At 42.6% G+C, this 25,500-nt stretch carries 18 protein-coding genes and 1 pseudogene; 12 read left to right on the forward strand and 7 right to left on the reverse strand.

Annotated features, from left to right (window positions below; translation table 11 throughout):
- Positions 1-132 precede the first annotated feature (132 nt).
- From RMY64_RS06675 to RMY64_RS06690, 4 genes are all read left to right on the forward strand, one after another.
- Entirely contained in the window at positions 133-816 is a 684-nt protein-coding gene (locus RMY64_RS06675) for a hypothetical protein (RefSeq protein WP_322670951.1), read from the forward strand.
- Between the two features lie 277 nt (positions 817-1,093).
- A complete protein-coding gene (locus RMY64_RS06680) occupies positions 1,094-2,605 on the forward strand; it encodes an AAA family ATPase (protein WP_322670952.1) in 1,512 nt (503 codons plus the stop codon).
- A 441-nt stretch (positions 2,606-3,046) separates the two neighbouring features.
- A complete protein-coding gene (locus tag RMY64_RS06685; RefSeq protein ID WP_322688653.1) occupies positions 3,047-3,556 on the forward strand; it encodes an SH3 domain-containing protein in 510 nt (169 codons plus the stop codon).
- A gap of 161 nt (positions 3,557-3,717) precedes the next feature.
- Positions 3,718-5,139 (forward strand): peptidoglycan-binding protein, encoded by a 1,422-nt coding sequence (locus RMY64_RS06690; protein WP_322688585.1) that lies wholly within the window; start codon positions 3,718-3,720, stop codon positions 5,137-5,139.
- A 32-nt stretch (positions 5,140-5,171) separates the two neighbouring features.
- On the opposite strand, the gene RMY64_RS06695 is transcribed toward RMY64_RS06690, so the two are convergent.
- From RMY64_RS06695 to RMY64_RS06705, 3 genes are all read right to left on the reverse strand, one after another.
- Positions 5,172-8,198, reverse strand: a complete 3,027-nt coding sequence (locus tag RMY64_RS06695; RefSeq protein ID WP_322699643.1) for an SMC family ATPase — start codon at positions 8,196-8,198, stop codon at positions 5,172-5,174.
- Between the two features lie 459 nt (positions 8,199-8,657).
- Positions 8,658-9,326: a hypothetical protein gene (locus tag RMY64_RS06700; protein ID WP_322699644.1), complete on the reverse strand. Its 669-nt coding sequence runs from the start codon at positions 9,324-9,326 to the stop codon at positions 8,658-8,660.
- Entirely contained in the window at positions 9,319-9,675 is a 357-nt protein-coding gene (locus tag RMY64_RS06705; RefSeq protein ID WP_322699645.1) for a hypothetical protein, read from the reverse strand. The genes RMY64_RS06700 and RMY64_RS06705 overlap by 8 nt, the downstream gene beginning before the upstream one ends.
- A gap of 170 nt (positions 9,676-9,845) precedes the next feature.
- Here RMY64_RS06705 and RMY64_RS06710 point away from each other — a divergent pair, with 170 nt between their 5' ends.
- The 4 genes and pseudogenes from RMY64_RS06710 to RMY64_RS06725 all read left to right on the forward strand — a co-directional run bounded on the left by RMY64_RS06710 (position 9,846) and on the right by RMY64_RS06725 (position 17,228).
- Entirely contained in the window at positions 9,846-12,167 is a 2,322-nt protein-coding gene (locus tag RMY64_RS06710) for an NACHT domain-containing NTPase (protein ID WP_322699646.1), read from the forward strand.
- A gap of 404 nt (positions 12,168-12,571) precedes the next feature.
- Complete coding sequence (locus RMY64_RS06715; protein WP_322699647.1) at positions 12,572-13,291, forward strand: conjugal transfer protein TrbI; 720 nt, start codon at positions 12,572-12,574, stop codon at positions 13,289-13,291.
- A gap of 1,640 nt (positions 13,292-14,931) precedes the next feature.
- Positions 14,932-15,561: pseudogene (locus RMY64_RS06720) on the forward strand (S-layer homology domain-containing protein); the annotation flags it as partial.
- A gap of 425 nt (positions 15,562-15,986) precedes the next feature.
- On the forward strand, positions 15,987-17,228 hold the full coding sequence (locus RMY64_RS06725; protein WP_322699648.1) for an S-layer homology domain-containing protein: 1,242 nt from the start codon (positions 15,987-15,989) through the stop codon (positions 17,226-17,228).
- 597 nt (positions 17,229-17,825) lie between these two features.
- Here the strand turns inward: RMY64_RS06725 and RMY64_RS06730 are convergent.
- On the reverse strand, positions 17,826-18,746 hold the full coding sequence (locus tag RMY64_RS06730; protein WP_322670961.1) for an AraC family transcriptional regulator: 921 nt from the start codon (positions 18,744-18,746) through the stop codon (positions 17,826-17,828).
- 296 nt (positions 18,747-19,042) lie between these two features.
- Between RMY64_RS06730 and RMY64_RS06735 the strand changes: the two genes are divergently transcribed.
- From RMY64_RS06735 to RMY64_RS06745, 3 genes are all read left to right on the forward strand, one after another.
- Positions 19,043-20,008: an NADP-dependent oxidoreductase gene (locus RMY64_RS06735; RefSeq protein ID WP_322699649.1), complete on the forward strand. Its 966-nt coding sequence runs from the start codon at positions 19,043-19,045 to the stop codon at positions 20,006-20,008.
- Positions 20,009-20,083: 75 nt separating this feature from the next.
- A complete protein-coding gene (locus RMY64_RS06740; RefSeq protein ID WP_322699650.1) occupies positions 20,084-20,839 on the forward strand; it encodes an SDR family oxidoreductase in 756 nt (251 codons plus the stop codon).
- Between the two features lie 126 nt (positions 20,840-20,965).
- A complete protein-coding gene (locus RMY64_RS06745; RefSeq protein WP_322699651.1) occupies positions 20,966-21,853 on the forward strand; it encodes an aldo/keto reductase family oxidoreductase in 888 nt (295 codons plus the stop codon).
- Positions 21,854-21,878: 25 nt separating this feature from the next.
- On the opposite strand, the gene RMY64_RS06750 is transcribed toward RMY64_RS06745, so the two are convergent.
- Positions 21,879-23,231: an ATP-binding protein gene (locus RMY64_RS06750; protein WP_322670965.1), complete on the reverse strand. Its 1,353-nt coding sequence runs from the start codon at positions 23,229-23,231 to the stop codon at positions 21,879-21,881.
- 287 nt (positions 23,232-23,518) lie between these two features.
- Between RMY64_RS06750 and RMY64_RS06755 the strand changes: the two genes are divergently transcribed.
- Entirely contained in the window at positions 23,519-23,836 is a 318-nt protein-coding gene (locus RMY64_RS06755; RefSeq protein WP_041566316.1) for a DUF3155 domain-containing protein, read from the forward strand.
- Between the two features lie 451 nt (positions 23,837-24,287).
- Here the strand turns inward: RMY64_RS06755 and RMY64_RS06760 are convergent, their stop codons facing one another.
- Both RMY64_RS06760 and RMY64_RS06765 read right to left on the reverse strand, forming a co-directional pair.
- Entirely contained in the window at positions 24,288-24,818 is a 531-nt protein-coding gene (locus RMY64_RS06760) for a cofactor assembly of complex C subunit B (RefSeq protein WP_322683019.1), read from the reverse strand.
- A 52-nt stretch (positions 24,819-24,870) separates the two neighbouring features.
- On the reverse strand, positions 24,871-25,218 hold the full coding sequence (locus tag RMY64_RS06765) for a PadR family transcriptional regulator (RefSeq protein ID WP_289798053.1): 348 nt from the start codon (positions 25,216-25,218) through the stop codon (positions 24,871-24,873).
- Positions 25,219-25,500 lie beyond the last annotated feature (282 nt).

Consider the following 25,500-nt stretch of genomic DNA (forward strand, 5'->3'; position numbering starts at 1 on the left):
ATGCTTGTGTTAAGAAATGACCTACCTTCTTAATATGATTTGACAACTTCAACTGTATTAAAACGAACCTATGAAAGATAGATAACATACTGGTTATAGATTCCTATGTCTAGTTAAGGAAAAAAGTCAAAGATGAAAGAAATATTAAAGGATTTGGAAGGATTGGGTTTTTATTCTTATGAAAATTCAACTTTAGTTCCCATAATTCAAGCATTACAGTTAAATAACAATTCAATTTGGTTAAGAGATGGAAAATATAAAAGATTGAATACATTAGATATAACATCATTTCCAGAAGCAGAGGAACTGATGGATAATGAACCGGACGAAGACGATAACTTTTTGTATTTATACAGACCCTTACCACCACATCGTTGCTTTACTCTAGATAAAGAAGATTTGTATGAATATCCACCAATGATATTTGAAGATATTTACTTATGTAATAGTTTAAGCAGATGTGGCGTTATCATCGAGGATGTAGATGAATATGAGGATTCTGAGGGCAATTCGCATCTAATTACCAATGTATGCGATTTTTTAATTTGCCCTTACGAATTTAGAACGTCATATACTCAAAATTATTTAAAATGGCGGGTTGTTACCGCAAGAATTCTGTTGATGCTTAATCTTATTCTGTCTCAAGCAGATAGTGATGCAAGATTTTATCTACTAAGTGAAGAAGGTAAAGAGGGAGATACTATTGTAGTTTTGATAAATCCACCTATATTTAAGTTTTTTCAATACATTAGCGAATTAGAAAATCAAGATTTACCAAAGCCTATCGAGAAATATTTTGAAAGCATCTTGTTCTAATTTGATAGCGGCGACCTCGCAAAGAAGTTGCGACGAAAAGGCAGATGAAATCCTTAACAGCAATTACTTATAGGCATTAATAAAATATATTGCTCAACGGAAGTGTAGAGGTTAACCCCAGATACAATAGCTGAAGTATCCATAGGTATCTTAATCTTATTCTGTCTCAAGCAGATAATGATGAAAGATTTTATATACTGTTATATGTTGGTTTTTTAGTTGTTAGAAGCGATACAAACCTGAACAATGAGAGAAGAACTAATAACCACACCCAAATATGAACTTCCGTGAAGAGTTTAAACTGCTGTTACGTGCCCGCTACCCCTTGATTTATATTCCTACATACGAGGAAGAACGGGTAGAAGCAGCTATCCGGGAAGAAGCAAGCAACCAGGGTAATCGCCCGGTGTATACTTGGGATTTTGTCGATGGCTACCAGGGAAACCCCAATGATGTTGGGTTTGGGCGACGTAACCCGTTGCAAGCTTTGGAATTTATTGAAAAATTACCAGCTTCCGCACCTGCGGTAATGATTTTACGAGATTATCATCGCTTTTTAGAAGATGTGGCGATCGCCCGCAAACTCCGCAATCTGTCCAGACTTCTCAAATCGCAACCAAAAAATATTGTATTACTGTCGCCGCGCATCGCCATCCCTGATGACTTAACCGAAGTGCTGACAGTCGTCGAGTTTCCCCTACCAGCCGCCTCAGAAATTAAAACTGAGGTAGATCGCTTACTACAAAGTACTGGTAACTCCCTTTCTGGAAAAGTTTTAGATGATTTGGTGCGCTCTTGTCAAGGACTTTCGATGGAACGGATTCGCCGCGTTTTGGCAAAAGCGATCGCAACCCACGGAGAATTGCGACCAGAAGACGTGGAACTGGTTTTGGAGGAAAAGCGCCAAACTATCCGCCAAACCCAAATCCTGGACTTCTACCCCGCCACTGAGCAAATTTCTGATATTGGCGGACTGGATAACTTGAAAGATTGGTTGATTCGGCGGGGAGGTTCATTTACCGATCGAGCGCGACAGTACGGATTACCGCACCCCCGTGGTTTAATGTTGGTGGGTATTCAGGGAACTGGTAAATCGTTAACGGCAAAAGCGATCGCTCATCATTGGCATTTACCCCTGCTACGTTTGGATGTGGGCAGGTTATTTGGTGGTTTGGTGGGTGAATCAGAATCTCGCACTCGCCAAATGATTCAAGTAGCTGAAGCCCTTGCTCCCTGTATTTTATGGATTGATGAAATAGATAAAGCCTTTGCAGGGCTTGGTAGCAAAGGTGATGCCGGAACAGCCAGCCGTGTGTTTGGTACTTTTATTACCTGGCTAGCCGAAAAAAGCTCACCCGTGTTTGTCGTCGCCACCGCCAACGACATTCAAGCTTTACCGCCGGAAATGCTCCGCAAAGGGCGATTTGATGAAATTTTCTTTGTGGGTTTGCCTACTCAAGAAGAGAGAAAAGCAATTTATGATGTTCATTTATCCCGACTGCGCCCCCATAATTTGAAAAGTTATGACATCGACAGGCTAGCTTATGAAACCCCTGATTTTTCTGGGGCTGAGATTGAGCAAACTTTAATTGAAGCGATGCATATTGGATTTAGCCAAAACCGCGATTTTGCTACCGACGACATTTTAGAAGCAGCCAGTCAGATCATACCCTTGGCACGAACTGCCGTAGAGCAAATTCAGCAACTCCAAGAATGGGCTGCTGCTGGGAGAGCGCGTTTAGCATCTAAACACAATCCTTTGAGCGAACGCCTCCGGCGCACTACGTGAACCCAAAAAAATGTAGAGACAGCAGGAGTGCTTACGTCTCTACATTTTTTTGGATAACGCATATTTAATTTCACCAGATGTCTATTCAGCATAGCTACAATAATCAGTTAGTCAAAAGTCAATAATGATGAATTATTATGGACTATTGATTTTTATACTGATGGGTTATTTGCCTCTGAGTTTTCACGTCATGTGGAAAAGCCAATGGAAAACCTAACCCCCTAGCCCCCCTTCCCTACAAGGGAAGGGGGAGAAATCAAAGCCTATCTCCTTCTAGGGGAGAGGTTTGGAGAGGGGTTTTCCAGATCCCGTGAAAAGTCAGATTTGCTTCTCTACTCGTAACCCTTGAGAGCCAGTTAAACACCACTCTCCTCAATGGGGGAAAATACACAGATAACTGGCTCACCTACACCCTTGACTCTTGATAATCAGGTTTTAATTATGTTGTCTGGCTTAACAAAGTTTATACTGGGGTTTTTCTTAGCGATCGCTGTGCTAATAGGTGGCGGTGCTGCAATTGCACTCTATTTTATGAATCGCACCGGCATAGCCCCTGCCAAACCCATTTTTTCTAATGATAGTCCTTCAGTGAAAGCCCAAGCTCCTAAAAAAACTGAGCCTGGAGAAAGTAAGCCCGCTCTTACACCTGGAACATCTACTCAATCGTCTCCAAGCTCAACCTCTACTCCTACAGAATCACCAAAGGCTACCCCATCACCAAAACCATTACCATCGGGAGCTTACCGAGGACGTGTTAATTGGGCTGAAGGCTTGAGTTTGCGATCGCAACCAAATCAAGAAGCTGAAAAAATTGGTGGAGTTGCTTTTAATCAAAAAATTATTATTTTGTCAGAAAGCGAGGATAAAGCTTGGCAAAAGATCCGTTTGGAAGATAGCGAACAAGAAGGTTGGGTGAAAGCAGGTAATACTGAAAAAGTTGATGAACAATAGGCATTGGGCATTGGGCATTGGGCATTGGTTATTCTCCTTGTCCTCTTGTCCCCTTGTTTCCCTCATCCCCAGGACACTTACTTGTAAAGAATCATACGAAAAGTAATTCTTACATATAGTCAGTGGTATACTTTTTTATATTTATTAACTTAAAAAAGCAAGTGAAAACAGGGGTAGCTAGCCATTTAATCAAGCTTGCCTCAGTCTACGAGGCATCCGAAAGCATCAAGGTTGTTCCTATCGTAGTTAATTTTAATTTTTTAAATTGGAAAAAGTTATCGACTTTTGGTGCAATGCGTCTTTTGTCTGTGGCTCTGATTACGGGGCTTATGAGTATTGCTGGAGAAGTTTTAGCACTTCAGAAAATAGGAAGTAATGGGCCTGAAGTTAGCAGTAGCCAGAGATGTTTAAAAAAGTTAGGCTATTTTAACGGCCCAGTCACAGGTAAGTTTGCTAGCTTGACTCAAAATGCTACGATCAAATTCCAGCGAGCCAATAGAATATCGGCTGATGGAGTTATAGGTGTTAGCACTCAACGAGCCTTGCAACGAGCATGTAAAAATAGAAGTTCTAATAGAAATATCGGTGGCGCATCACGTTCGCCAGTTGGTCAATATCCTACTCTTTCTCAAGGCAAAACTGGTGCAGCCGTCACAAGATTACAACAGCGTCTACGGCAGTTAGGCTACTTTAATACTAATCCCACTGGGAATTTTGGACGAATTACTAAAGATGCTGTAATAGCATTCCAGCGAAGTTATCGTATAACTGCTAACGGGATTGTGAATCGACAAACTTGGAACGCACTAATGGGTTCTTCTCCGACTCCAGGAAGATCGAGTCTTTCCACTCAACAAGTCAGAGAACTGCAAGTGCGTTTGCGGCAGCTAGGTTATTTAAATGCTGATGCCACTGGGAATGTTGGCCCAATGACTAGAGAAGCTGTAATTGCATTCCAACGAAATAATGGATTACCTGTTGATGGCATTGCTAATGCCCAAGTTTTGGACTCAGTGCGTAGAGTCTCTACAGGTAGTATTCAACAACCAGGTAGAAATTATCTCACTGTAGGCGATCGCGGAGAAAATGTCAGAGTAGTTCAAGAGCGTTTGGCGCAGTTGGGTTTCTCTAATGCTAATCCTGATGGACTTTTCAACGATTACACCAGACAATCTGTGATTGCATTCCAGCAATATTCTCGAATTAATTCGAGTGGAAATGTAGATTGGCAAACTTGGGAAGCATTGGGGTTAAATGGTTCAACTGGGGGCAATTATACTCAGAATAATGATTATGTATTAGCTGACACTAATCGCTATGCATTACCTCCTGCCAATGACAATGTAGTACCTGTTACTAATGGCAACACATTAGTTGCTAATAATCCTTACAGAGTAATAATTCCCATTTCTAGTAATGATACTCTGAGTAAAGTGCAACAATATATACCCAACGCTGTCGCGGAGCAATCCAATTTAGGGGATTATGTGAATGCTGGAGCATTTAGCGATCGCGCCCAAGCAGAAACGCTAACGAAAAAGCTCCGCTCATTAGGTCTGGATGCACGGGTAAAATACAATTAACTAATTCGTAATTCGTAATTCGTAATTCGTAATTAAATTGACAAGCTCAACTGGGAACCTTCCTGAGTTTTATTCACTTCAATCCTGGCTTGGAAGGCTTCTTTGAGGTGGGGCATGTGGGTGACAGTGAGGATGCAGGCGAAATCAGAAGCGATCGCATTAATCGCGGCAATCAAGCGATCGCATCCTTCGGCATCCTGTGTACCAAAACCCTCATCCACAATCAACAATTGCAACGCCGCCCCTGCCCGTTGCGCTAATAGTTTTGCCAAAGCCAAACGGATAGCAAAGTTAATTCTAAAGGCTTCTCCACCTGAGTAAGTTTCGTAAGCTCGTGTTCCTCTAGAATCGGCGATTAAAATATCTAAGGTGTCTATCAGTTTGGCATTTTTCTTGGTTGATTTAGCACTACGTCCAGCTTTTTGAGTAATAAATTGTACATGAAATTGATTACCACTCAAACGCGAAAGTAGTTGATTTGTTTCGGCTTCCAGTTGTGGCAACACATTCTCAATCATCAGTGCTTGGATACCATTTTTACCAAAAGCTTGCGCTAATTCCTGATAAACCCGATATTCCTGCTTGCAAGCTTGTAATTGCTGCTGCTGTTGTTCATACTGAATTTGCAGCGTTTCTAGTTGATGCGCCAGCTGTTCTAAACGTCCCAACTTGGCTATTTGCTCGTCGAGTTGCCGTCTGCGTATTGCTAATTGCTGCTCTAAAGCTTGAATTTGGGCAGATGGGTTAGCTGTTGCTTGTAGTTGCTGAATAATGCTTTCGATATGGCTGCCAAGTTTTTGCCGCTCCGTTACTCTGGCGCTTCTAGACTCCTCTAATTCTTGCAATCTCGTCTGGAGTTGCGGATACTGCTGCTGGGCTGATAGCAGGTGTTGATACCGCAAATGCCAAGATTGAGCTTTCTTTGCAGCCATCCGCAGATTGTTGTGCTGCTCTGAACTGTAGCCAATTTCAGTAATGTGACGCTCAAGCGCTGCGATTTGTTTAGCACATTCAGAGTCAATCCGATCTTGCTGAATTCTGACTTGTAATTGGTCAATTTGCAATTGAAGTTCTGGTTTTCGGGCTAATAGTTGCGCTTGTCGCTTAGTTGCATCTTTTATTTGCCCTTGTTTAATTTCTGCCCAGCGCCACCGTTCAACTTCGCTCCGGGCAAGGGCGTGGTCTTGTTCATTATAATTAACTTTTTGCAAATATTGGTCTAGCTGTCGGAGTTCGGCTTGTTTATCAGGAGCGTAATCACCAGCTTGGAGCGATCGCTCTAAATGCTGTTTTTCAGCAGCAATTTGTTGTAACTGTTGTTGCACATCAGTTGTCGCTTCTAACTGGGCTGCTAACTGTCCCCGGTGTTCGCGTAAACCATCGTAGCCCGCCAATTGTTGGGATATGTCGCGATATTCCTGCCTGAGTGTCTGAATTTCTTTGTCAGACACAGCCAATTGTTCCCGCACTACCCAAAACTGCCCTTGAGTATCTTCTAACTCACTTTGGGTTTTTTCCACTACCCGACTCCAGTGATGTTCGTCTAAAGGACGCTCGCATAACGGACAAAGTGCTTCAGGATTTTGCAGCATTTGCAATTTCTGCTCTAATTCTCCCAGCAGTTTTTCATAATCCCGTTGGTGAGCTTGCAAACGTTCGATAAAATGCCGCCTTTCTTGCCCTTTTTCTTGGACTCGTTGCAGATAAACCCGCTTTTTCTCCAGTTCCTCAATCTGAATTGCCACATCCATTACCGCTTGTTGCAGTTGCGGTTGGCGACTGTGTTGGCGTTGTAATTGGTTCTCAGTGCTTTGGAGTTGTTCGAGTCGCGCTACTAAACCAGCATGAGTGCGATCGAGTTGGCTTTGTAAAGTTGCTCGTTGTTGCAACAAGGGAGTCACTTGCATTTGCAATTCATCTAAGCGAGTAACATGGTGACGAGCTGCGGCTAGTTGTGACAAAGCGGCTTCGACTTCACCTGATTTAGTTAAAGTTTGTTGAATATCTCGCTCTTGTTGCTGCAAAGCTTCTAGCTGCGCTTGGGCTTGTTGCAGTTGCCGTTCGATTTCGTGAATTTCTTTGGTAAGCTGTTGTTGCTTTTGTTGGCGATTTTGTTGAGCGCGAGTGTACTCTTCAAATTTGACAGCAAAGGCTTCTTCTTGAGATTGGAGACTTTGATATTGGGCGTATCCGGCTTTAATTTCAGCTTCTTGGTGTAATATTTTTTCTAAATCTGCTAGCTGAGAGCCAATTGCTGATTGTTCTTGTTGGAGGCGATCGCAATCTTGGGTAAGATTTTGGTATTGCTGCTTTATAAAGCTAAGTTGTTGTTCCCAATTTTGGCGCTGGTGCTGGACAACTTGCAAACTTTGTAATTGAATATTATCAAAAGCTTGTACCTGTTGCAGTTGGTTGAGTTCGGCTTCTAACTCCACTCTTTGCGCTTGGGTAATCTGGCGTTGTTGCAGCTGAATTTTTATCGATTCCAAAGAACGCTCTAATTCTACTGCCTGGGCTTTGAACTGACGAGAAGATTCCTTTGCCCGTTCTTCCAAATCATCGTACTGATTGAGTTTCAATAACTCCGCTAAAATTTCTTTGCGTTCTGTGGGACGCTTGAGCATGAATTCATCTGCGCGACCTTGACGTAAGTAGGCAGAATTAATAAAGGTATCGTAATCGAGCTTGATGTGTTCTAAAATCAAATCTTGGGTTGCTCTTACCCCTTTGCAAGTGAGTGAGCGAAACCCAGATGGTATTTCTATTTGAAATTCGAGGACACTAGTACCTCCCCGAATTCGGGTACGAATCACCCGATATTTTTGCTGGTTACTTTTGAAAGTAAAATCAACTCGAACTTCTTTCGCACCAGAATAGATGACATCATCTTCAGCAGTGGCGCGGCTTTCACCCCAAATTGCCCAAGTGATTGCTTCTAAAAGAGAAGATTTACCCGCACCATTGGAACCACAAATACAAGCCGTATGCAAACCGCCAAAATCTAAAGTTGCATCACGGTAACTAAGAAAGTTTTTGAGGATAAGTTGTACTGGGATCATTCACGCTATAGCGCCACATCTACTTTTAATCATTAACAGTACAGATGCACTGTTTGTTAGTTTAGCTATCTAAATATCAGGTTTCTAGTTTTGAAGACATCAAATTTACAAAAATTTACAATCATCTGAGTGAATTTTTCTTGTCCCATGAAAAAGTTTTGCTGTCTTCAAAGAAAAATGAAACTCTTCTGGAGGCTTTTCGTTATTTTTTTCTGTTGACTGAGAATAAAACACGAAAAGAAGAGTTGTTCTAAGAGTTGTGGGAGATTATTTCTGCTTGAATTCCCCAAGGTTCTCTATTTTTCAGAAGAAGGGTAGTGGAGAATTCTCTTAGCTGATTACTTTTTGTAGATAATGAATCCTAAAAAATCAAAACCTGCCAACGCAGGTTTCGATTGTGTGTAGTTATCACCACGCGCCAGAAAATATCTGGGCATGGTCTTGATAAAAAATCTAAGTTTACTCAAGTCTTGCTAGAGGATCGCCCCAGCGCCGATCAACAGAAGGTGCACAAAGATGATCGCGATCAGTCTCAAGATATTTAAATGTATTTAAATCACCTTGCCAGAAGCTTTCATCAGCGTATTTAGTGTAGAGTGTATAAACACGTTGATAAACTTCTTCAGCAGTCAAACCTTCAGCGAAAGCGCGATCAATTTCTGAATCACATTCAAAAAATATATCAGCAGTTTTAACAGCAAAAGTAAAGTCTATGTCGTAACCGAAGAAGGCACGACAACCATATTTTACAAAATCCACTCCGAGCAATGCAGCTATTTGACAGGATAAAAAATGAATAATTTTGCCTTGAGATTCTTCTGGGCTGTAGTTTCCTACTGTGAAAATTGGGTTATGATATTCGCCAGTAAAAGTGTCGTAGCTGCCATGTCCCACCCCTGTCAAATACACGACATTAGACTTGCTTGCTGCTAATGCAACATAGATACGGCGAGCCAATTGACCTTGGCAACGTTCAATAACAAAGCCTCTTTCGTCTATACAAGGATAAACTTTCTTTTGCCGATAATTAAATGCGGCTGTAGTAGCAAAATCATGGTTAGAATCAATTGCTATTACAACCGCATTCATTTTAATTTGAATATTCCGGCGCTGAGGCTGATCAATCATTGATAATTCCTTTCAACCTTCCACTTTCTGCTTCCTTAATGAGTCGGTTAATTAAACGTTGTTCTGCCTCAATCAAAATTTGTCCAATTGGTGTTTGTGACTGAATTTCAGCAATTGCCCGCTCTTTAGTGATGACACCAGATCCAATAGTGGCAATTGTCACTTCTGGTTCGCGTTTTATCCTTTCTACGGTAAGCTCAACTCGTTGCTTTGGGGTCAAGCTTGATATAGAAAGGGACTCCTTGCTCTTATCCTTAAGGAAGTCACGCAGAGTAACTTGTTGACCTTTGTAGTCAAAACTTACAGGTGAGTCTAGCTGTTCAATGATTGCTTTCGCTAAAGTAGACATTATTTTACCTCCAAGTTTAAAACTTTAAGGTTTACGAAAATAGGAAGTTAGTTTACGCCCTACAGTATTTTTACAGAAGCGTGTTTGAGTTTAGATTGAATTCAGGATTGCGATGTGGATGATTTGTGCATAAGTTTTTATTATAGAATTAATATTATAGATATTTTTATATGACAGGGCGATCGCTTTCTTGTTCTCCAGAAGGAATCCAAAAAGCAAAAAGAGCTTTAATTCGTTATTCCTTAACTCAACAAGCATTAGCTGAAGATTTAGAAGTAACTCGCCAGCCGATCGGAAAATTCTTTACAGGTAAACCTGTTGACCGCAATCTTTTTGTCCAGATTTGCGACAGGTTAAACCTAGAGTGGGAAGAAATCGTTGCGGAACCAACCAGTGAACCAGAGGTTAATCAAGATAACACCATTGATATTGATGCGGTCGTGCAAGGGGTACGCGAAAAGATAAAACCCCTCATTCAAGAACGTTGCGGCACAATGCGAGTGCTGGATATGACTAAACCCATTGGGTTGAATGACATTTACACCAGCGTAAATATTCTGGAAAAAATCACTGGGCGACAACGACTAGCAATTGATGAATTATTACAACAGTATAAGAGCCAGGATTTTGACCGCTTTGGACTCAATAAAATTCCTGAAAAACGAGTGCCAGGACTGGAAGCGGTTGAGAAATATTCCAAGCTGATGATTTTAGGTAAACCAGGGGCAGGTAAAACTACATTTCTGAAGTATTTAGCGATTCAGTGTATTGGAGGTGAGTTTCAGGCTGAAGGTGTTCCGATTTTTGTCACCCTCAAAAACTTTGCAGAAGCTGCAAACAAACCTGGATTATTACAATACATCACTGAAGAGACGATAAATCCTATCTCTTCCATCCGAGATGTATTAACCTATGGCAAGGCATTAGTTTTACTTGATGGGTTGGATGAGGTTAGAGAAGAGGATAGTAACCGCATCTTAAAAGAAATTCGTGAGTTTTCTGAGCGTTTCCCAAAAAATCAGTTTGTGATGACTTGTCGTATTGCAGCACGGGAGTATACCTTTGAGAAGTTCACAGAGGTGGAAGTTGCTGATTTTGACGATAACCAAATTTCCAACTTTGCCAATAACTGGTTTAAAGATAAAGCTGTAAAACCAGAGATTTTTATCAAACGTCTCGAAGAAAATAACCGCATCAAACAACTTGCTGCAAGTCCTCTGCTGCTGACGTTGCTTTGTTTAGCATTTGAAGAGTCAGGAGATTTCCCTGCAAATCGTTCTGAGTTATATAAAGAAGGACTGGATGCGTTATTGAAAAAATGGGATGCTAAGCGGGGAATTCAACGCGATCAGATTTACAAAAAGCTATCAGTCCAACGCAAAGAAGATTTACTCAGCAAAATTGCATTGACCACTTTTGAGGGGAGTGAATATTTCTTCAAGCAAAAAGTAGCAGAACAATACATTACAGAATACATCCGCAATTTACCTGGTGCTAATACTGACGAAGAAGCATTGCAACTTGACAGTGAGCAAGTTTTGCGTTCAATTGAGCATCATCATGGGCTAGTTGTCGCAAGAGCGAAAAGGATTTATTCATTTTCTCACCTCACATTTCATGAGTATTTGACAGCTAGAGAATTTGTGGTTATGAGACAGTCATCAGAGGAAGCGCAGCAAAATCTTGTTAGCCATATTACTGAGAAACGCTGGCGGGAAGTCTTTTTGCTGGCGGTTGGGATGTCTCCAAGTGCAGATCGGTTATTGCTGTTGATGAAAGACAAAATTGATTTTATAGTGGCTGATGATCCGAGATTGCAGCAGTTTCTTCTATGCGTAAGAGAAAAATCTCTTTTAGTTAAGTTTTATTATAAACCAGCAGCAGTTAGGGCCTTTTACCTCGACCTCGACCTCTCCCTTGACCTCGACCTCGACCTCTCCCGACCTCTGTTTCTATCCCTCTCCCGATCCCTCGACCTCGACCTCGACCTCGACCTCGACTCCCTTTCCCTCGACCTCGACCTCGACCTCGACCTCGACCTCGACCTCGACCTCGACCTCGACCTCGATCTCTCTCTCTCTCGATCTTTCTCTCTCTCCCGATCCCTCGACCTCTCGCGATCCCTGTCGCGATCCCTCTCCCGATCCCTCGACCTCGACCTCGACCCAGAACTCAAGAATTTGCTGCAAAAACTTCGAGACCAATTACCAAACAGACAAGACTGGCAAGAATCTGAGAAGTGGTGGTTAGCTAATGGAAAGGCTTGGTGTAAAGAATTAAGAGAAATAATAATTAAATATCGTAATATCGGTCATGATTGGCAGTTCACCGACAAGGAGAAAGAATTGCTTCAGCAGTATTATGATGCCAATCAATTACTGGTAGATTGCCTAAATAGCGATTGTTATGTTAGCCGGAAAGTTCGACAGCAAATAGAAGATACTTTGCTATTACCGATCGCAAAGATTAAACAGCGTCAGCAGCAATCTTAAATACATACATAGCAGATACTAAATCATTCGTTAAAAAAGCGAAAATATTTCTCCAATCCTAGCAAATCAATCTAGAATAAAAGTAAGAGTTCGCAGTCAGCCTATTCACCTCTATTCAATGGCTGAAGATATGTGGGCATAAATAATAAAACAGCATTCTGGAACCAAATAATACTCATTTTGCGTCTTAATGAGTGTCTCGCTTCTAATTTTAGTAACGCACATTAGCAGAATACAAATTCTGAACAGCGATATCTACGACGGTCTACACCTGCGCGATCGCAAAAACTTCCCATCATAATAAGTACTTGTATACGCCTACAGACAGGTTCAAAAACAGCCAGAAACAAACTCAGTGAATCCTCGTCATTAAATACATCACATACACAAAGGATAACCCTCTTATGACTCGCCTACATCAATGGAAATCTGGAACTGCTGCACTTATGGCAATAGCAGTTACTACAACCGTCATTAGCCCCCTATTGAGCTTGGCTCCTGCTAATGCTCAATACAACATTGGGCAAAACAGAAATGGGCAATACGGAAACGTTACCATTCCTTCTGGAGTTAACCTTCCTGTTACCTACGAAAAAGAGACAATTACTATTGCTCCTGGAGAAAGTAAATCTCTAACCTTGAGAATAGCCAATGACATTATCGACAGAAATAGAAATGTCTTAATTCCTGCTGGTACTAAAGTAAATGGACGGCTAGAATCTGTTGACTTAGATAGTTATTCTAGAGATACAAGAAATGATGATAACCAAGGAAAAGGCGTGCGGTTTGTCGCTCAAGAATTAGAATTTTCTAACGGTCAACGTCAGTCGATTAATGCAACTTCTCGGACATACACCACAACTCAAAGAGTATCACAGAAGCCCAACACTACTCAGGTTTTAACTGACGCAGCTATTGGTGGAGGTGCTGGTCTTTTAGGTTCATTAATTACTGGTAATCGCAAAATTGACGATTTAAAACCTGTTATTGGTGCGGCTGCAGGTGCAGGTGCGAGTGTGCTGTTGCGGAAAAAAGAAGGAAATGCCTTTGTCCTTAGACCTGAACAGGATTTAAGGCTTACATTGAATTCTAACTTGAATTTAGTACCACAATCCCGCTACTAGATTTAACTTCATTTAAGTTGTGAATTTAATCATCCCTGATATGCGATCGCCATTTTAACTAGAGTGTGCGATCGCCTTTATTTTTAACCCTAAAAAATTCTCTTGAACAGCAACTATTCCACCTCTGTATCGTCTTAATCAATATCGATATTTATTGTAATACTTATTTAAAAATTAGCTCTATTGTATTTTGTATCTAAAAGAGTATTCAAAATTATGGAATATCCTGATACTTTTATTAAGTAGTAGCGATCGAGGAGCTTCTTCTTATGGTAATTCAAGGTTTGAATTTAAGCACATATCTTGCAATTCCTGTAGTATTAAGTCTTTTGGTTCCGGGAGACAATATAAAGGTATCTTCAGTTGAAAACGCCAGTCAGGTATCCACTAACAAGGAAGCGAGTCTATCTAGCCGTGAGCTAATCAGCGCGAATTCAACACCGAAAACATACTATGTTAGTGGTAGTGGAAACGACAATAATAGCGGACTTTCTACTTCATCTGCCTTTAAAACAATTCAAAAGGCAGCAGACCTTACCAATCCTGGCGATACAGTATTGATTATGAACGGAGTATACACAAATACAGGCAAAGCTGGGAGTGTAGTAAATATTATACGTTCTGGAACTGCAAATGCATGGATTAGGTATAAAGCATATCCTGGGCATTTTCCAAAAATTCAGCACAATACATGGAATGGGATCACGATTTCAAATAAAGCTTCATATATCGAGGTCAACGGGCTAGAGGTTATGGGAAACAATGCCAATATAACCCTTGATTACGCGATGAGTGAGAAGACTAACAAACAAAACCCACTGACCAATGGAAACTGTATCAACGTTGATGGTCGAAGCAATGGTCATGTTCATCACATCCGTATTTTGAACAATAAAGTGCATGATTGTGGAGGAGCAGGTATTTCAGCAATTCAAGCAGACTATGTGACAATAGATAATAATGTGGTATTTAATAATGCCTGGTACAGCGTTTATGGTTGCAGTGGCATTTCGATGTTGAATAATTGGAATTCTGATAACAACCAGGGATACAAGATGTTTGTTACCAACAACAAGACTTACAACAATCGTATGTACATCCCTTGGATTGCAGTTGGAAAGATTACAGACGGTAATGGCATTATTATCGATAGTACAAGAAATCAAGACAACTCAAAATTGGGTGTATATAAAGGACGTACTTTAGTTAAAAACAATCTTGCATTTAATAATGGTGGCTCAGGGATTCATACATTTTTTAGCGACCATGTTGATATTGTAAATAACACAGCTTTTTTAAATAATCAGAGTCCAGAAATTAATGGGGGGCAAATATTTGCTCATACCTCATCCGATGTCAGAATTCTCAGGAACATTCTCTATGCTTTTCCTGACAAAAATATTAATAACAACACTAAAAACAAAAACGTTGTTTATGATTATAATATCTATCTCAATAGCTCTAAGATAACTGCTAAGGGGCCTCACGATATTGTTGCAGACTCAGAGTTTTTAAGTAAGCATCCCACTCTCGAAAAAATCTCTGACGATTGGAAATCACTAGAGAAACAAAATCCGCCAACGCGGACTGTTATACAGGCTAATTCAGCAGGTTTTGTTTGCGATCCAGTGAATTATCCTTTGCAAGGCAAACAGATCGTAGTGGGATGCTCCTCGCTATCTTCAACTCAAACTGCTTTTTCTGATGTTTCATCTAACTATTGGGCGGCACAATTTATTCAACAATTGTCTGGGCAAGGTGTAATTGCCGGATTTCCCGATGGTAGTTTCCGCCCAGAAGAACCGGTGACACGCGCTCAATTTGCCGCAATGATCGACAAAGCTTTCCCAAAAGCCCAGCAACGGCAGGCAATCAATTTTACTGATGTGCCTAGCAACTATTGGGCATCCAGTGCGATTGGGCAAGCTTATACTATTGGTTTCTTATCTGGTTATCCTGGAAATCGCTTTGAGCCTAATCAAGCTATTCCCCGCGAACAGGTTTTAGTTTCCCTCGCTAACGGTCTGAAATATAGTCCCAGTGGCAATACCGAAAGCACTCTGAAATACTTCAACGATGCCTCTAACATCACTAGCTATGCCCGTAGCCCGATCGCCGCAGCAGCCCAAAAGCAAATTGTGGTGAACTATCCAAATGTAAAGTTACTGAATCCAACTGCAACAGCTACTCGCGCCCAGGTAGCAGCTTTTATCTACCAAGCATTGGTTAGTTCTAATCAAGCCTCAGCAATTAACTCGCCTTATGTTGTGTTAAGACTTAGCAATTAACTCGCCCTATATAATGATTGTCGGGTCTACTACTTCAACACCTGTATAAGTCACAATTAGAATCTGTTGATTTAGATAGTTATTTAATAGGCGATCGCTACTTTAACTAGAGTGTGCGATCGCCTATACTTTTAACCATAAAATTTTCTACTCCACAGCAACTATTCTTTCTCTAGATCGTCTCACTCCGTATCTATATTTTTGGAAATCTGCTAATAGAGAATAGTGTGATGATATTACTTCTATTAGCTAGTTCGTTTGGCATAGATGTCTTAATGAATTTAATGATGACTGCATGACTAAAGTAATGGTTTTGACAAAAAGCAGAAAAATTAGGAACCTTGTACTTTAGTAAATGTCTAACTAATTAACAGTAAAAAAAATAATAAAACTGGAGCAAAAAAATAATGTTTAACTTAAATCGTTGGCAATCTAGAACAGCTGCACTCATGGCTTTGAGCGTCACAGTCGGTACTGTAGCGCCTTTCATTACAGCTTCACCATCTTTAGCTCAAACGACTTTTTCTGATGTTTCATCTAACTATTGGGCAGCACAATTTATTCAACAATTATCTCAGCGAGGTGTAATTGCCGGATTTCCTGATGGTAGTTTCCGCCCTGAAGAACCGGTGACACGCGCTCAATTTGCCGCGATGGTTAACAAAGCTTTCCAAAAAGCCCAGCAACGACCAGCAATCAATTTTGCTGATGTACCTAGCAACTATTGGGCATCCAGCGCGATCCAGCAAGCTTATACCATTGGTTTCTTATCAGGTTATCCCGGTAATCGCTTTGAGCCTAATCAAGCTATTCCCCGCGAACAGGTTTTAGTTTCCCTTGCTAACGGTTTGGAATATAGCCCCAGTGGCAATACCGAAAGCACTCTGCAATACTTCAACGATGCCTCTAACATCGCTAGCTATGCCCGTAGCCCGATCGCCGCAGCAACTGAAAGGAAAATTGTGGTGAACTATCCGAATGTGAACTTCCTGAATCCAACCGCAACTGCCACTCGTGCCCAAGTAGCAGCTTTTATCTACCAAGCATTAGTTAGTTCTAATCAAGCCTCAGCAATTAACTCACCCTATGTTGTGGCTGTCGGATCTACTACCCCAACACCTGCATCAGTGACAATTGCCCAAGGGACTACTATTCCTGTGAAGTATGACAAGGCAGAAAAAATTCTCGTTACAAAGGATGAAACATCGCCCTTGACATTGACAGTATCCCAAAACGTGGTAACGCAAGACGGAGCTGTAGTGATTCCTGCTGGTAGTCAAGTTGTTGGTCAACTCAAACCTGCTACAGGCGGTTCTCAATTCGTTGCTGAAAAACTGGTTTTGACCAGTGGTCAAGAGTATCAGCTGAACGCTACTTCTGACGTGATTACCAAAACTGAAACCGTCAAGAAGGGTACTAGTCTTGGTTCAATTATCAAGAATACTGTATTGGGCGCAGGTGCGGCAACTGCGGTATCTGCTGTCACAGGCGATCGCGCCATTGCCACAGAAGAAGTCTTAGGTGGTGCTGGTATCGGTGCGTTGGTTGGTCTGTTCTTCGGCAAGAATAGTGTTGACTTAATCGCCATTGACCCAAATACCGATTTACAAATGACCATCAATCAAAACTTATTGGTTTCATTAAGATAGTCATTAGTACATCTAAAGCCGAATTGTAAGAATAGCGTAAATACTAAATATAGTATTTACGCTAGTTTTTTTATCAAACTAGAAACTTTTAGAAAATTGCTGAAACTAAATTTAAGTTAAGCAAATTTTTACGCTGTTTTTTATTAATTCAACGTGAGTTCGACGAGTGCTATTTTGACCTCTCCCCCAGCCCCTCTCCTACCAGGAGAGGGGAGCAAAAACCCTCCTTACTCGTTACTCCTCCCTTGCCTTTTAGGAGAGGGAGGCAGGGAGGGAAGGTTCATCGAACTCCTAAGAAAACGCAGTTTTCTTTCGCCCTTACCGTAGGTGCGCTTTCGTTGGAGACTCACGTTAATTTATGAGAGTGATAATAGCGCTTTAGAGGTGAGACAAGACTAATTTTATAGGTATTTTAAAAAAAAATAATTTCAATGATTGGTACTTTCAGTAGACTGAAAAGTTTTGATTGAGGAAAGAATAAGGATTTCAGGCGACTTTGTTGGAGTTTTCCATCACGACCATAAGCGTAGACACTGCATCGGCTTGTCGTAAACATCGCTCTATTGTTTTTTATTCCATCCTTAAAAGAAGTCTAAGTCAAGCCGTTCGTAATCGTTCGATGTCTCGCATCGGTGGCGCACCGAATAGGCGGGAATATTCCCGGCTGAACTGTGAGGGACTTTCGTACCCGACCTGATAAGCAGCAGAGGTTGCATCACAATCTTCCGTCAGCATCAGGCGACGGGCTTCCAACAGTCTTAACTGCTTTTGATATTGAAGTGGACTCATTGAGGTCACTTGCTTGAAGTGCTGATGAAACGACGAAGTAGACATTCTTACCTGCTTTGCTAAATCCTCGACTCGCATCGGCTGTGTAAACTTAGACTTGATGCGTTTGATCGCTTCAGCAATTCGCTGCATACTGCTGCCAGATGTAGCAATTTGACGCACGGCTTCACTTTGTTCCCCGATCAGCAGACGGTAGTAGAGTTCCCGAATCATCATCGGTGCCAGCATAGGAATATCCTGTGGCGTATCTAAAAGCTTAGTGAGGCGAAGGGCACAGTCAAGCAACGTGGGATCGGCGTTGCTGACAAATAAGCCTCGGACGGAGTTCTCTTTCTTCGCTGAACTAAAGTTCATTTGAGCAGCCATTTCACAAAGTTGCATTGGGTCTAGGGTCAGCTTTAATCCCAAATACGGCCGATCGCTTGTCGCCTCAACAATACACCCACCGATGGGGAGATCGACTGAGACAACAAGACATTGCCCGATCTCATAGGGATAAGTTTCCTCTCCCAGCACTATGTTTTTCTTGCCTTGAACGAGAATGGCCAGACGCGGTTCATAATCCTGGTAGATGATGGCAGATGACGCATTCGATCGCGAAAAGCTCAATGGTGCGATCGCAGTTGGATAGACAAGGTTGTTATTGGGTTCGGTGTGCCGCTCCACTAATGCCGCCAGCGCTTCGCATCGATCTGCAACTACCTCAGAATTGGGGATAACGAAAGTCATGGTAAAGCCTCGACTCATTCAATGCCCTACACGATTATAGAATGTCTTCAAGCAATCCATGCTGGAGAATTAGGCAAGGATCGAAGAGTTTTAGGCATTGGAAACTCTGAATCGAATTCGTAGGATGAAAGCATCTCAAGCAAGACCTTAAAGAGTCCGAACAACGATGCCGCATTTGTTTCCTGAAATTAAAAACTTCTTGGAGGAAATGGCAATCCGTCCAAACAAACTTTGAAAAGTTTTACGCCTTTGAACTCTTCAATAACAACTGAAGCAATAAGCAGGAGAACCTATTTATGCAAAATACTCCCCAACAAATGCAAGCAATGGCTGTGGACGAGTTCGGTCATGCTGACAAGCTGACTTTGCACACCTTAGCCGTGCCTATGGTAGATGCAGGCGAAGTTTTGATTCGCATCGAGACTGCCGGAGTTGGCATCTGGGACGCAATGGAGCGTGAAGGCGATCTGGTGTATAACGAAGTCCACTTTCCGCGCGTGCTGGGCGGCGAATGTGCAGGCACGATCGTTGCCATTGGCGACAGCGTTGAGCGTTTTGCTATTGGCGATCGCGTTTACGCCCAGAGCTTCATGAATGACAAGGGCGGTAGCTATGCCCAATACGTCATCGTATCTGAAAAAACGATCGCGCCGATACCCGATGGTCTCGATATGGTGATGGCAGGCGGACTACCCATTGCTGGTATCACAGCGCTAAACAATTTGCTGGCACTGGGGATAGGCAGCGAAACCAAATTAATGCTGTGGGGCGCGAGCGGCGGTGTCGGTCACGTGGCGCTGCAACTGGCTAAACGTATGGGGGCAAACGTTTTCGCGATCGCATCGGGTGCAGACGGCGTAGAGCTGTCCAAGCAATTGGGTGCCGATGAAGCAGTGGACGGACACAGCGACGACATTGCCCAACGCGCCCGCGCTTTTGCACCCGATGGTTTCGATGCGGCGCTGGTGCTGGTGGGCGGCGACAAGGTTCAATCCACGCTGAGTTTGGTGCGCCAGGGTGGGATCGTCTCCTTTCCTAACGGCGTGATGCCCGAACCCAAAGCGCCCGACGGTGTGGAACTCAAGAAGGCAAATGGCTTCGCCGACCCGATGTTGTTAGACGAACTTAACCGATTGATCGGTATCGGTGAGTTTCAAGTTCACATCGCGCAGACATTTGCGCTGTCAGAGGCGGCACAAGCGCAGGATGCGATGAAACAGCACTATCTGGGCAAAATCGTGTTGCGCGTGAGCGGCGAATAAGCGCTGATTGAATTTTCAGGTTTTACAACAACTTTACTCTCAACAAACTCTGACATCTTTACAGAAAAAATACTTATGAATCTCACGGACAACACTATCCTCATCACTGGCGGCACAAGCGGCATCGGTCGTGGGCTTGCCGAGGCTTTCTATCAACGCGGTAATCAAGTGATCGTCGCAGGTCGCCGTCAACATCTTCTCGACGAAATCACTGCCGCTCACTCCGGCATGCACGGGATTCAACTTGACGTTCAAGACCCGGCAGACATCGAAGCCTTTGCGTCCCGCATTCGAGAGCAGTTCCCTAAACTCAATGTTCTAATCAACAATGCCGGAATTGCTAAGACGGAAGACCTCACCTCAGCTCCGATCGATTTCTTTGCGATCCAGTCTATGATTCAGACTAATGTTGTTGGTGTACTTCACCTCACGGCGGCACTCCTCCCGACTCTCAAACAGCAACCGCATTCAACGATTATCACCACCACCTCTGGCTTGGCTTTCGTTCCCATCAGTCCATATCCGACTTATTGCGCGAGCAAGGCTTTTCTGCACTCTTGGTTGCAGTCGCTCCGCGTTCAGCTTCAAGAAACCTCCGTGGAGGTTCTTGAACTTGCCCCACCCTACGTACAGACGGAACTTGGCGGGGCTAGTCAGGCGACCGATCCTGCCGCAATGCCACTGGCTGACTTTATTGCTGAAGTGATGCAGATTCTCAGCACTCCCAACCCGCCCCACGGCGAAATCCTTGTTAATCGTGTCAAAGCACTACGATTTGCTGAAAGGAACGGTGAGTATGAGCAAATATTCGCAAGCCGCAACGAACAATGACAAGCGTTAAGAATCTATCGATCGCCAAGAGAGGGCTGCGATCGCACGCAGCGACATCAATGAGAAATGGACTCTACAAAATTGCTTTCGTTAAATCACTAAAAAATTCTTGGAGAAAGTAGCAATATGTCTGAGCAAACGAACCTTGGTGGGAATTTTACGCTGCCGAACACTTCAATAACAGTGAAGCGCATAGGTTATGGTGCCATGCAACTCGCGGGCCCGAATGTAATGGGTGCGCCGCGAGATGTGGATGCAGCCGTTGCTGTTTTGCGCGAAGCGATCGCACTTGGCATTAATCATATCGATACCAGCGACTTCTATGGGCCTCACATCACGAATCAAATTATCCGACAAGCACTGCATCCCTACCCGGAAGATTTGGTAATTGTCACCAAGGTCGGGGCGCGTCGTCCTGAAGATGGCTCGTGGGTTCCCGCGATGTCGCCGCAGGAACTAACCGAAGCGATTCACGACAACCTGCGTAATCTCGGACTCGATGCGATCGATGTTGTCAATCTCCGCTTGATGGGTGACGTTCATGGGCCATCGGAGGGTTCTCTTGCAGAGCCGCTAACGACCTTAGCCGAACTTAAGGAGCAGGGATTAATTCGTCACCTCGGTTTGAGCAATGTCACACCTACGCAGTTGGCAGAGGCGCAAACGATCGCAGAAATCGTCTGCGTGCAGAATCAGTACAACGTAGCGCACCGGGAAGATGACGCTTTCATTGACGACCTCGCAAAGCAGGGAATTGCTTATGTGCCGTTCTTCCCGCTGGGTGGGTTCAATCCGTTGCAATCGTCAGCCCTCGATGCTGTCGCAGCATCACTTGGAGCTACACCGATGCAGGTCGCCTTGGCATGGCTGCTTCAGAGATCGCCGAACATCCTGTTAATTCCCGGAACGTCATCCATTAGTCATCTGCACGAAAACACCAAAGCGGCAGACCTGCAACTTTCACCGCAAACGATCGCACATCTCGACGCGATCGCTACAACTGCGGTTCAGTGAAAACATTATTGTCCAAGGCTAAAAACTAATTCTCAACTTCCGGCAACCAAATAATAAATGTAGTTCCTGGCGCATTGGGTGAAGTGAATTTAGAGTTGATTGCAGGGCTGAAAACCTCAATTTCACCCTGCATTTGCTCTATTAATTGTTTAGCGATCGCTAACCCCAAACCTGTACCTGGGATTTCTGTTTGCGCTTGTACTCCGCGATAATGCCGTTCTCCAAGATGTTCTAAATCTTGGGGTGGAATGCCGGGCCCGTTATCACTAATAACTATTCCCTGAAAATTAGCTTTTTCTTGCCCCGCCTGAATCAAAATTTTGCCACCAGTGGGAGTGTATTTCAAAGCATTATCAATAATATTAGTTAACACCTCTCGTAATGCTTTGACATTGGCACGTACTAGGGATGAATTCTCTTGAATTTCAGTTATTAGTTTTAGCTTTCGCTCTTGGGCGATCGCTTTGGCTGATATTAATAATGGTTCTAATATATCTGCTAGGGAGCAGTCAACTGCTTTATCTCCCGTTCCTGGTAATAATAACGGAGGTTTAGCATCTTTTTGGATAGTTGCTTCTACAAATACTTCTTCAGGGAGATGTAGTGGTGCTAAATCTGCCTCTGTCAAATCAATTACTTGATCGAATTGTTGCAGCAATTCTTGGAGGCGATCGCTTTCTCTGACAATACTATTTGCCACATCCCGGTTAACATCTGCTGGTCGTAGTCGTTTCAATAGGAGTTTGCCAAAAGTCCGTAACGCCGTTAATGGGTTCCGAAACTGATGCAACAAATTATCCAGCAAATCTCGCTGTTTTTCTTGGAGAATTTGTTGCTCGCGCAACTGTTGCTCAAACCATGCTCGCCGCTGATCTAAAATACAAGCGATCGCTAATGTTTGGGCTATCCGTTGAATCTGACTTTGTTCGTGTTCATTCCATACCCGATCTTTCCTACCTGTCACTAATAACCCCATCATCACACCCTCATAAATCAAAGGCAAAACAATTTGGTTGCCACTAAGTAGGTATTCCTCTTTGAGATCGGGTTGAGACGTATCTGGTATCTCAGACTCCCGTGATGAAGTTGGAGATTCTGAACCTGCTGTCAATAACCTTCCCTGTTGATTGGGTAATATAAACGCCTTTCCAAGTTGAAGTTGCTTGTATGCCGTCGCTTCAATAGTTTCCTCTCCTGGCAGCAATAATGCTGTTTCCGGGTAAATCACCACAGGAATCAGTTTGGCATCGCCAGAAGGAGTATCTACCAATTCTTGTGTTAAGTACACAATACTTAAAGTTGCTCCTAGCCCTTGGGTTAGTAGCGCTATTTGCTCTCGACACAAAGCAAGAAAATCAGAACTGGCAGACATTAACATTTTTTAGCTTTTGCTCAAGATTATAGATTTTGAGGCATGATGTAAGAGAGGATACTTAATTTTTACCTCACTCATTTCATCAAGCTTAACTAAAATCTTCAAAAGAGATGGTTTGTACTAAGGAATTATATTCTTAGGTGATTTTATTTTCTTGATGTTTCAAAGATATTAACTTTCTTATATTAAAAGGTTAAAAACTATTGATATTCTGAACTAGAACCTATATAATGACGACGGATTTTGTAGCTATCACTACAATCTATAGCTTGAAAGAGGAGGACAGTATATTGGCAAGGAGACGCAAAAGGAAGAGTCGTCGTCGTCAGGAAGGACGGCGTATTTTGGAACACGTGCCTCAATATAGCATCGAAAGTGGCGAAGAAAAGCCAGTAACAGCAGCGAGAAGATTCATTCAAGCTGAAGGGATTTTGCCACCAGCGTTGCTACTTGTAAAGCGAAATGAACACACTACAGATCGTTATTTCTGGGCAGAAAAGGGACTGTTTGGTGCTCAATACGTAGAGGAAAACCATTTCTTGTTTCCTAGTTTGAGGGTGTTGGAACCTTCACCAGGTCAAGAACCTCTTGCTTTAGCTAGTCGTTGAACCATAGATGGTCATCTTGGGCATTGAATGTGGCTCCTGACTATTATTAACTGGCAAAATTGCTAAGTTTATGCAAAATTTAATTTTTTTTTAGTTTGTAGCTGATTTGCCAGGAAATCTAGTCCAGGTAGTTGGAAAGTGAAGCTGTTTCAAACCACGCTAGATTGCATGGATTGATACTAATTTGATGATGCAAAAGGGAGTGAGTATAGAGCCAAGTGCGTCTAAAAAGAAGAGTGAAGTTGCGCTCTTATGCCGTAGATGGTTAAAGCTTGCTCTGTCAATGAATTTAAGTTAATGAATTTAAATTTTTTCCCCACGACTTTGGTCATGGGGAAAACTGACAAAGCAGCAGTCTTGATTTTCTCCTGACTACTTTCCATTGCCTGCATAGTAGGTTAGGTCAGAAGTCTGCATATCATAGTTAAGAGATGGTCGCAACAATCAACAATTATTTCCCAGGCTTGAGCTGTAGAGTCCTCTGCAACTCGCTGAGTTCATCTCGATGGGCAACTACAGCAATCTTACTTGAGGAGGTTTGTTCGCTCTGAGTTGTTTCTACTTTGAGCGATACCTTCTCAAGTCTTCCAGATTTTTTCCAATAAAATAGACCACTTAAAGGCGACAGCAGTACCATCGCCAGAACAAGGGTACTCAGGCTAGGAAAAAGCAGGGATGTCACCAGAGATAGACAAACAATGCCAGTCGCTGCTAGGAAAGTTAGAAATATGGCTAAGAACCAGCTGGGACGAACATTACCTTCAAAAATTACCTGATTTTGTTCTCGGTCTACCGTTGCCACTCGGTAAGACCGCGATCGAAAATACTCTTTTAATTGAGACATTAAAACAGCTTCATCTTGCTCAGATACTAGGTGGGCTATTTCTGTGCGGTCTTTAGTCGAGGCACGAATAAAGAAAAACAGCCCAACCGATAACAACAAGGTTAGCAGGAAGGTAGATGGCAGAATAGCAGTATCCATAACTAATTGTTAGTGTTTGACTGGAGGAGACTTATTCATTATCAATGATTCGTTACTTTTTCCTCCCGTTGATGTAGTCAAGCCATTGAAAAGCTAAATCCTGAGCTTGAACTTGCCATTCAGGAGAAACTTGGTACATCCGCCTGGGGCGCCCCCGTCCTTCGAGTTTCTTCCAATATCCAGTGATTGCCTTTTGGTCTTCTAGAAATTTGATTGCACTATAAAGTACGGTATCTGAAAGCCGATAGACGGGATACTCAGTTTCTAATTGCTCAATCAACTCGGTTCCGTAGGATTCACCTTGTAATAAAACAGACAGTATGTAACAAACTGCTAGTTCTTGACAAAGGTAAGTTGGCGGAGGATTCTCAAAAAATTGATATATATCCTCAAGTTTCATGGTTAGTGAATGGCTAAAAAAAATGCCTTAGGGTAAAGTCTACAATCCTTGTAGCTAGTATACAGTGCTACTACTACGCGAGTAATACATATAAAGCTACTTAGACTAGATATCTATTGCGTAAACATCAAACAATTACCCACGCCTGTGAAGTTGTGGGGCGAGTTTGCGAGTTTTAGGGGCACAAAACAATGTACCCCCACTCAAGCTCGATACGGTGTGGTGAGGAGCGAACAGACAGTGAGAGACTCAGTATCTTGGTGTTAACTGATGCCGAGCTGC

Origin of the sequence: Nostoc sp. DedQUE08 (assembly GCF_034530895.1) — a bacterium.
In the GTDB taxonomy this organism is placed as follows: Bacteria; Cyanobacteriota; Cyanobacteriia; order Cyanobacteriales; family Nostocaceae; genus Nostoc.

Coding starts and splice junctions, on each gene's coding strand:
- RMY64_RS06700 (WP_322699644.1), bottom strand. CDS start 9,326: ATGATTGATCAGCCTCAGCGCCGGAATATTCAAATTAAAATGAATGCG.
- RMY64_RS06725 (WP_322699648.1), top strand. CDS start 15,987: ATGTTTAACTTAAATCGTTGGCAATCTAGAACAGCTGCACTCATGGCT.
- RMY64_RS06680 (WP_322670952.1), top strand. CDS start 1,094: ATGAACTTCCGTGAAGAGTTTAAACTGCTGTTACGTGCCCGCTACCCC.
- RMY64_RS06740 (WP_322699650.1), top strand. CDS start 20,084: ATGAATCTCACGGACAACACTATCCTCATCACTGGCGGCACAAGCGGC.
- RMY64_RS06735 (WP_322699649.1), top strand. CDS start 19,043: ATGCAAAATACTCCCCAACAAATGCAAGCAATGGCTGTGGACGAGTTC.
- RMY64_RS06695 (WP_322699643.1), bottom strand. CDS start 8,198: ATGATCCCAGTACAACTTATCCTCAAAAACTTTCTTAGTTACCGTGAT.
- RMY64_RS06750 (WP_322670965.1), bottom strand. CDS start 23,231: ATGTTAATGTCTGCCAGTTCTGATTTTCTTGCTTTGTGTCGAGAGCAA.
- RMY64_RS06685 (WP_322688653.1), top strand. CDS start 3,047: ATGTTGTCTGGCTTAACAAAGTTTATACTGGGGTTTTTCTTAGCGATC.
- RMY64_RS06760 (WP_322683019.1), bottom strand. CDS start 24,818: ATGGATACTGCTATTCTGCCATCTACCTTCCTGCTAACCTTGTTGTTA.
- RMY64_RS06765 (WP_289798053.1), bottom strand. CDS start 25,218: ATGAAACTTGAGGATATATATCAATTTTTTGAGAATCCTCCGCCAACT.
- RMY64_RS06705 (WP_322699645.1), bottom strand. CDS start 9,675: ATGTCTACTTTAGCGAAAGCAATCATTGAACAGCTAGACTCACCTGTA.
- RMY64_RS06730 (WP_322670961.1), bottom strand. CDS start 18,746: ATGACTTTCGTTATCCCCAATTCTGAGGTAGTTGCAGATCGATGCGAA.
- RMY64_RS06715 (WP_322699647.1), top strand. CDS start 12,572: ATGACTCGCCTACATCAATGGAAATCTGGAACTGCTGCACTTATGGCA.
- RMY64_RS06745 (WP_322699651.1), top strand. CDS start 20,966: ATGTCTGAGCAAACGAACCTTGGTGGGAATTTTACGCTGCCGAACACT.
- RMY64_RS06710 (WP_322699646.1), top strand. CDS start 9,846: ATGACAGGGCGATCGCTTTCTTGTTCTCCAGAAGGAATCCAAAAAGCA.
- RMY64_RS06675 (WP_322670951.1), top strand. CDS start 133: ATGAAAGAAATATTAAAGGATTTGGAAGGATTGGGTTTTTATTCTTAT.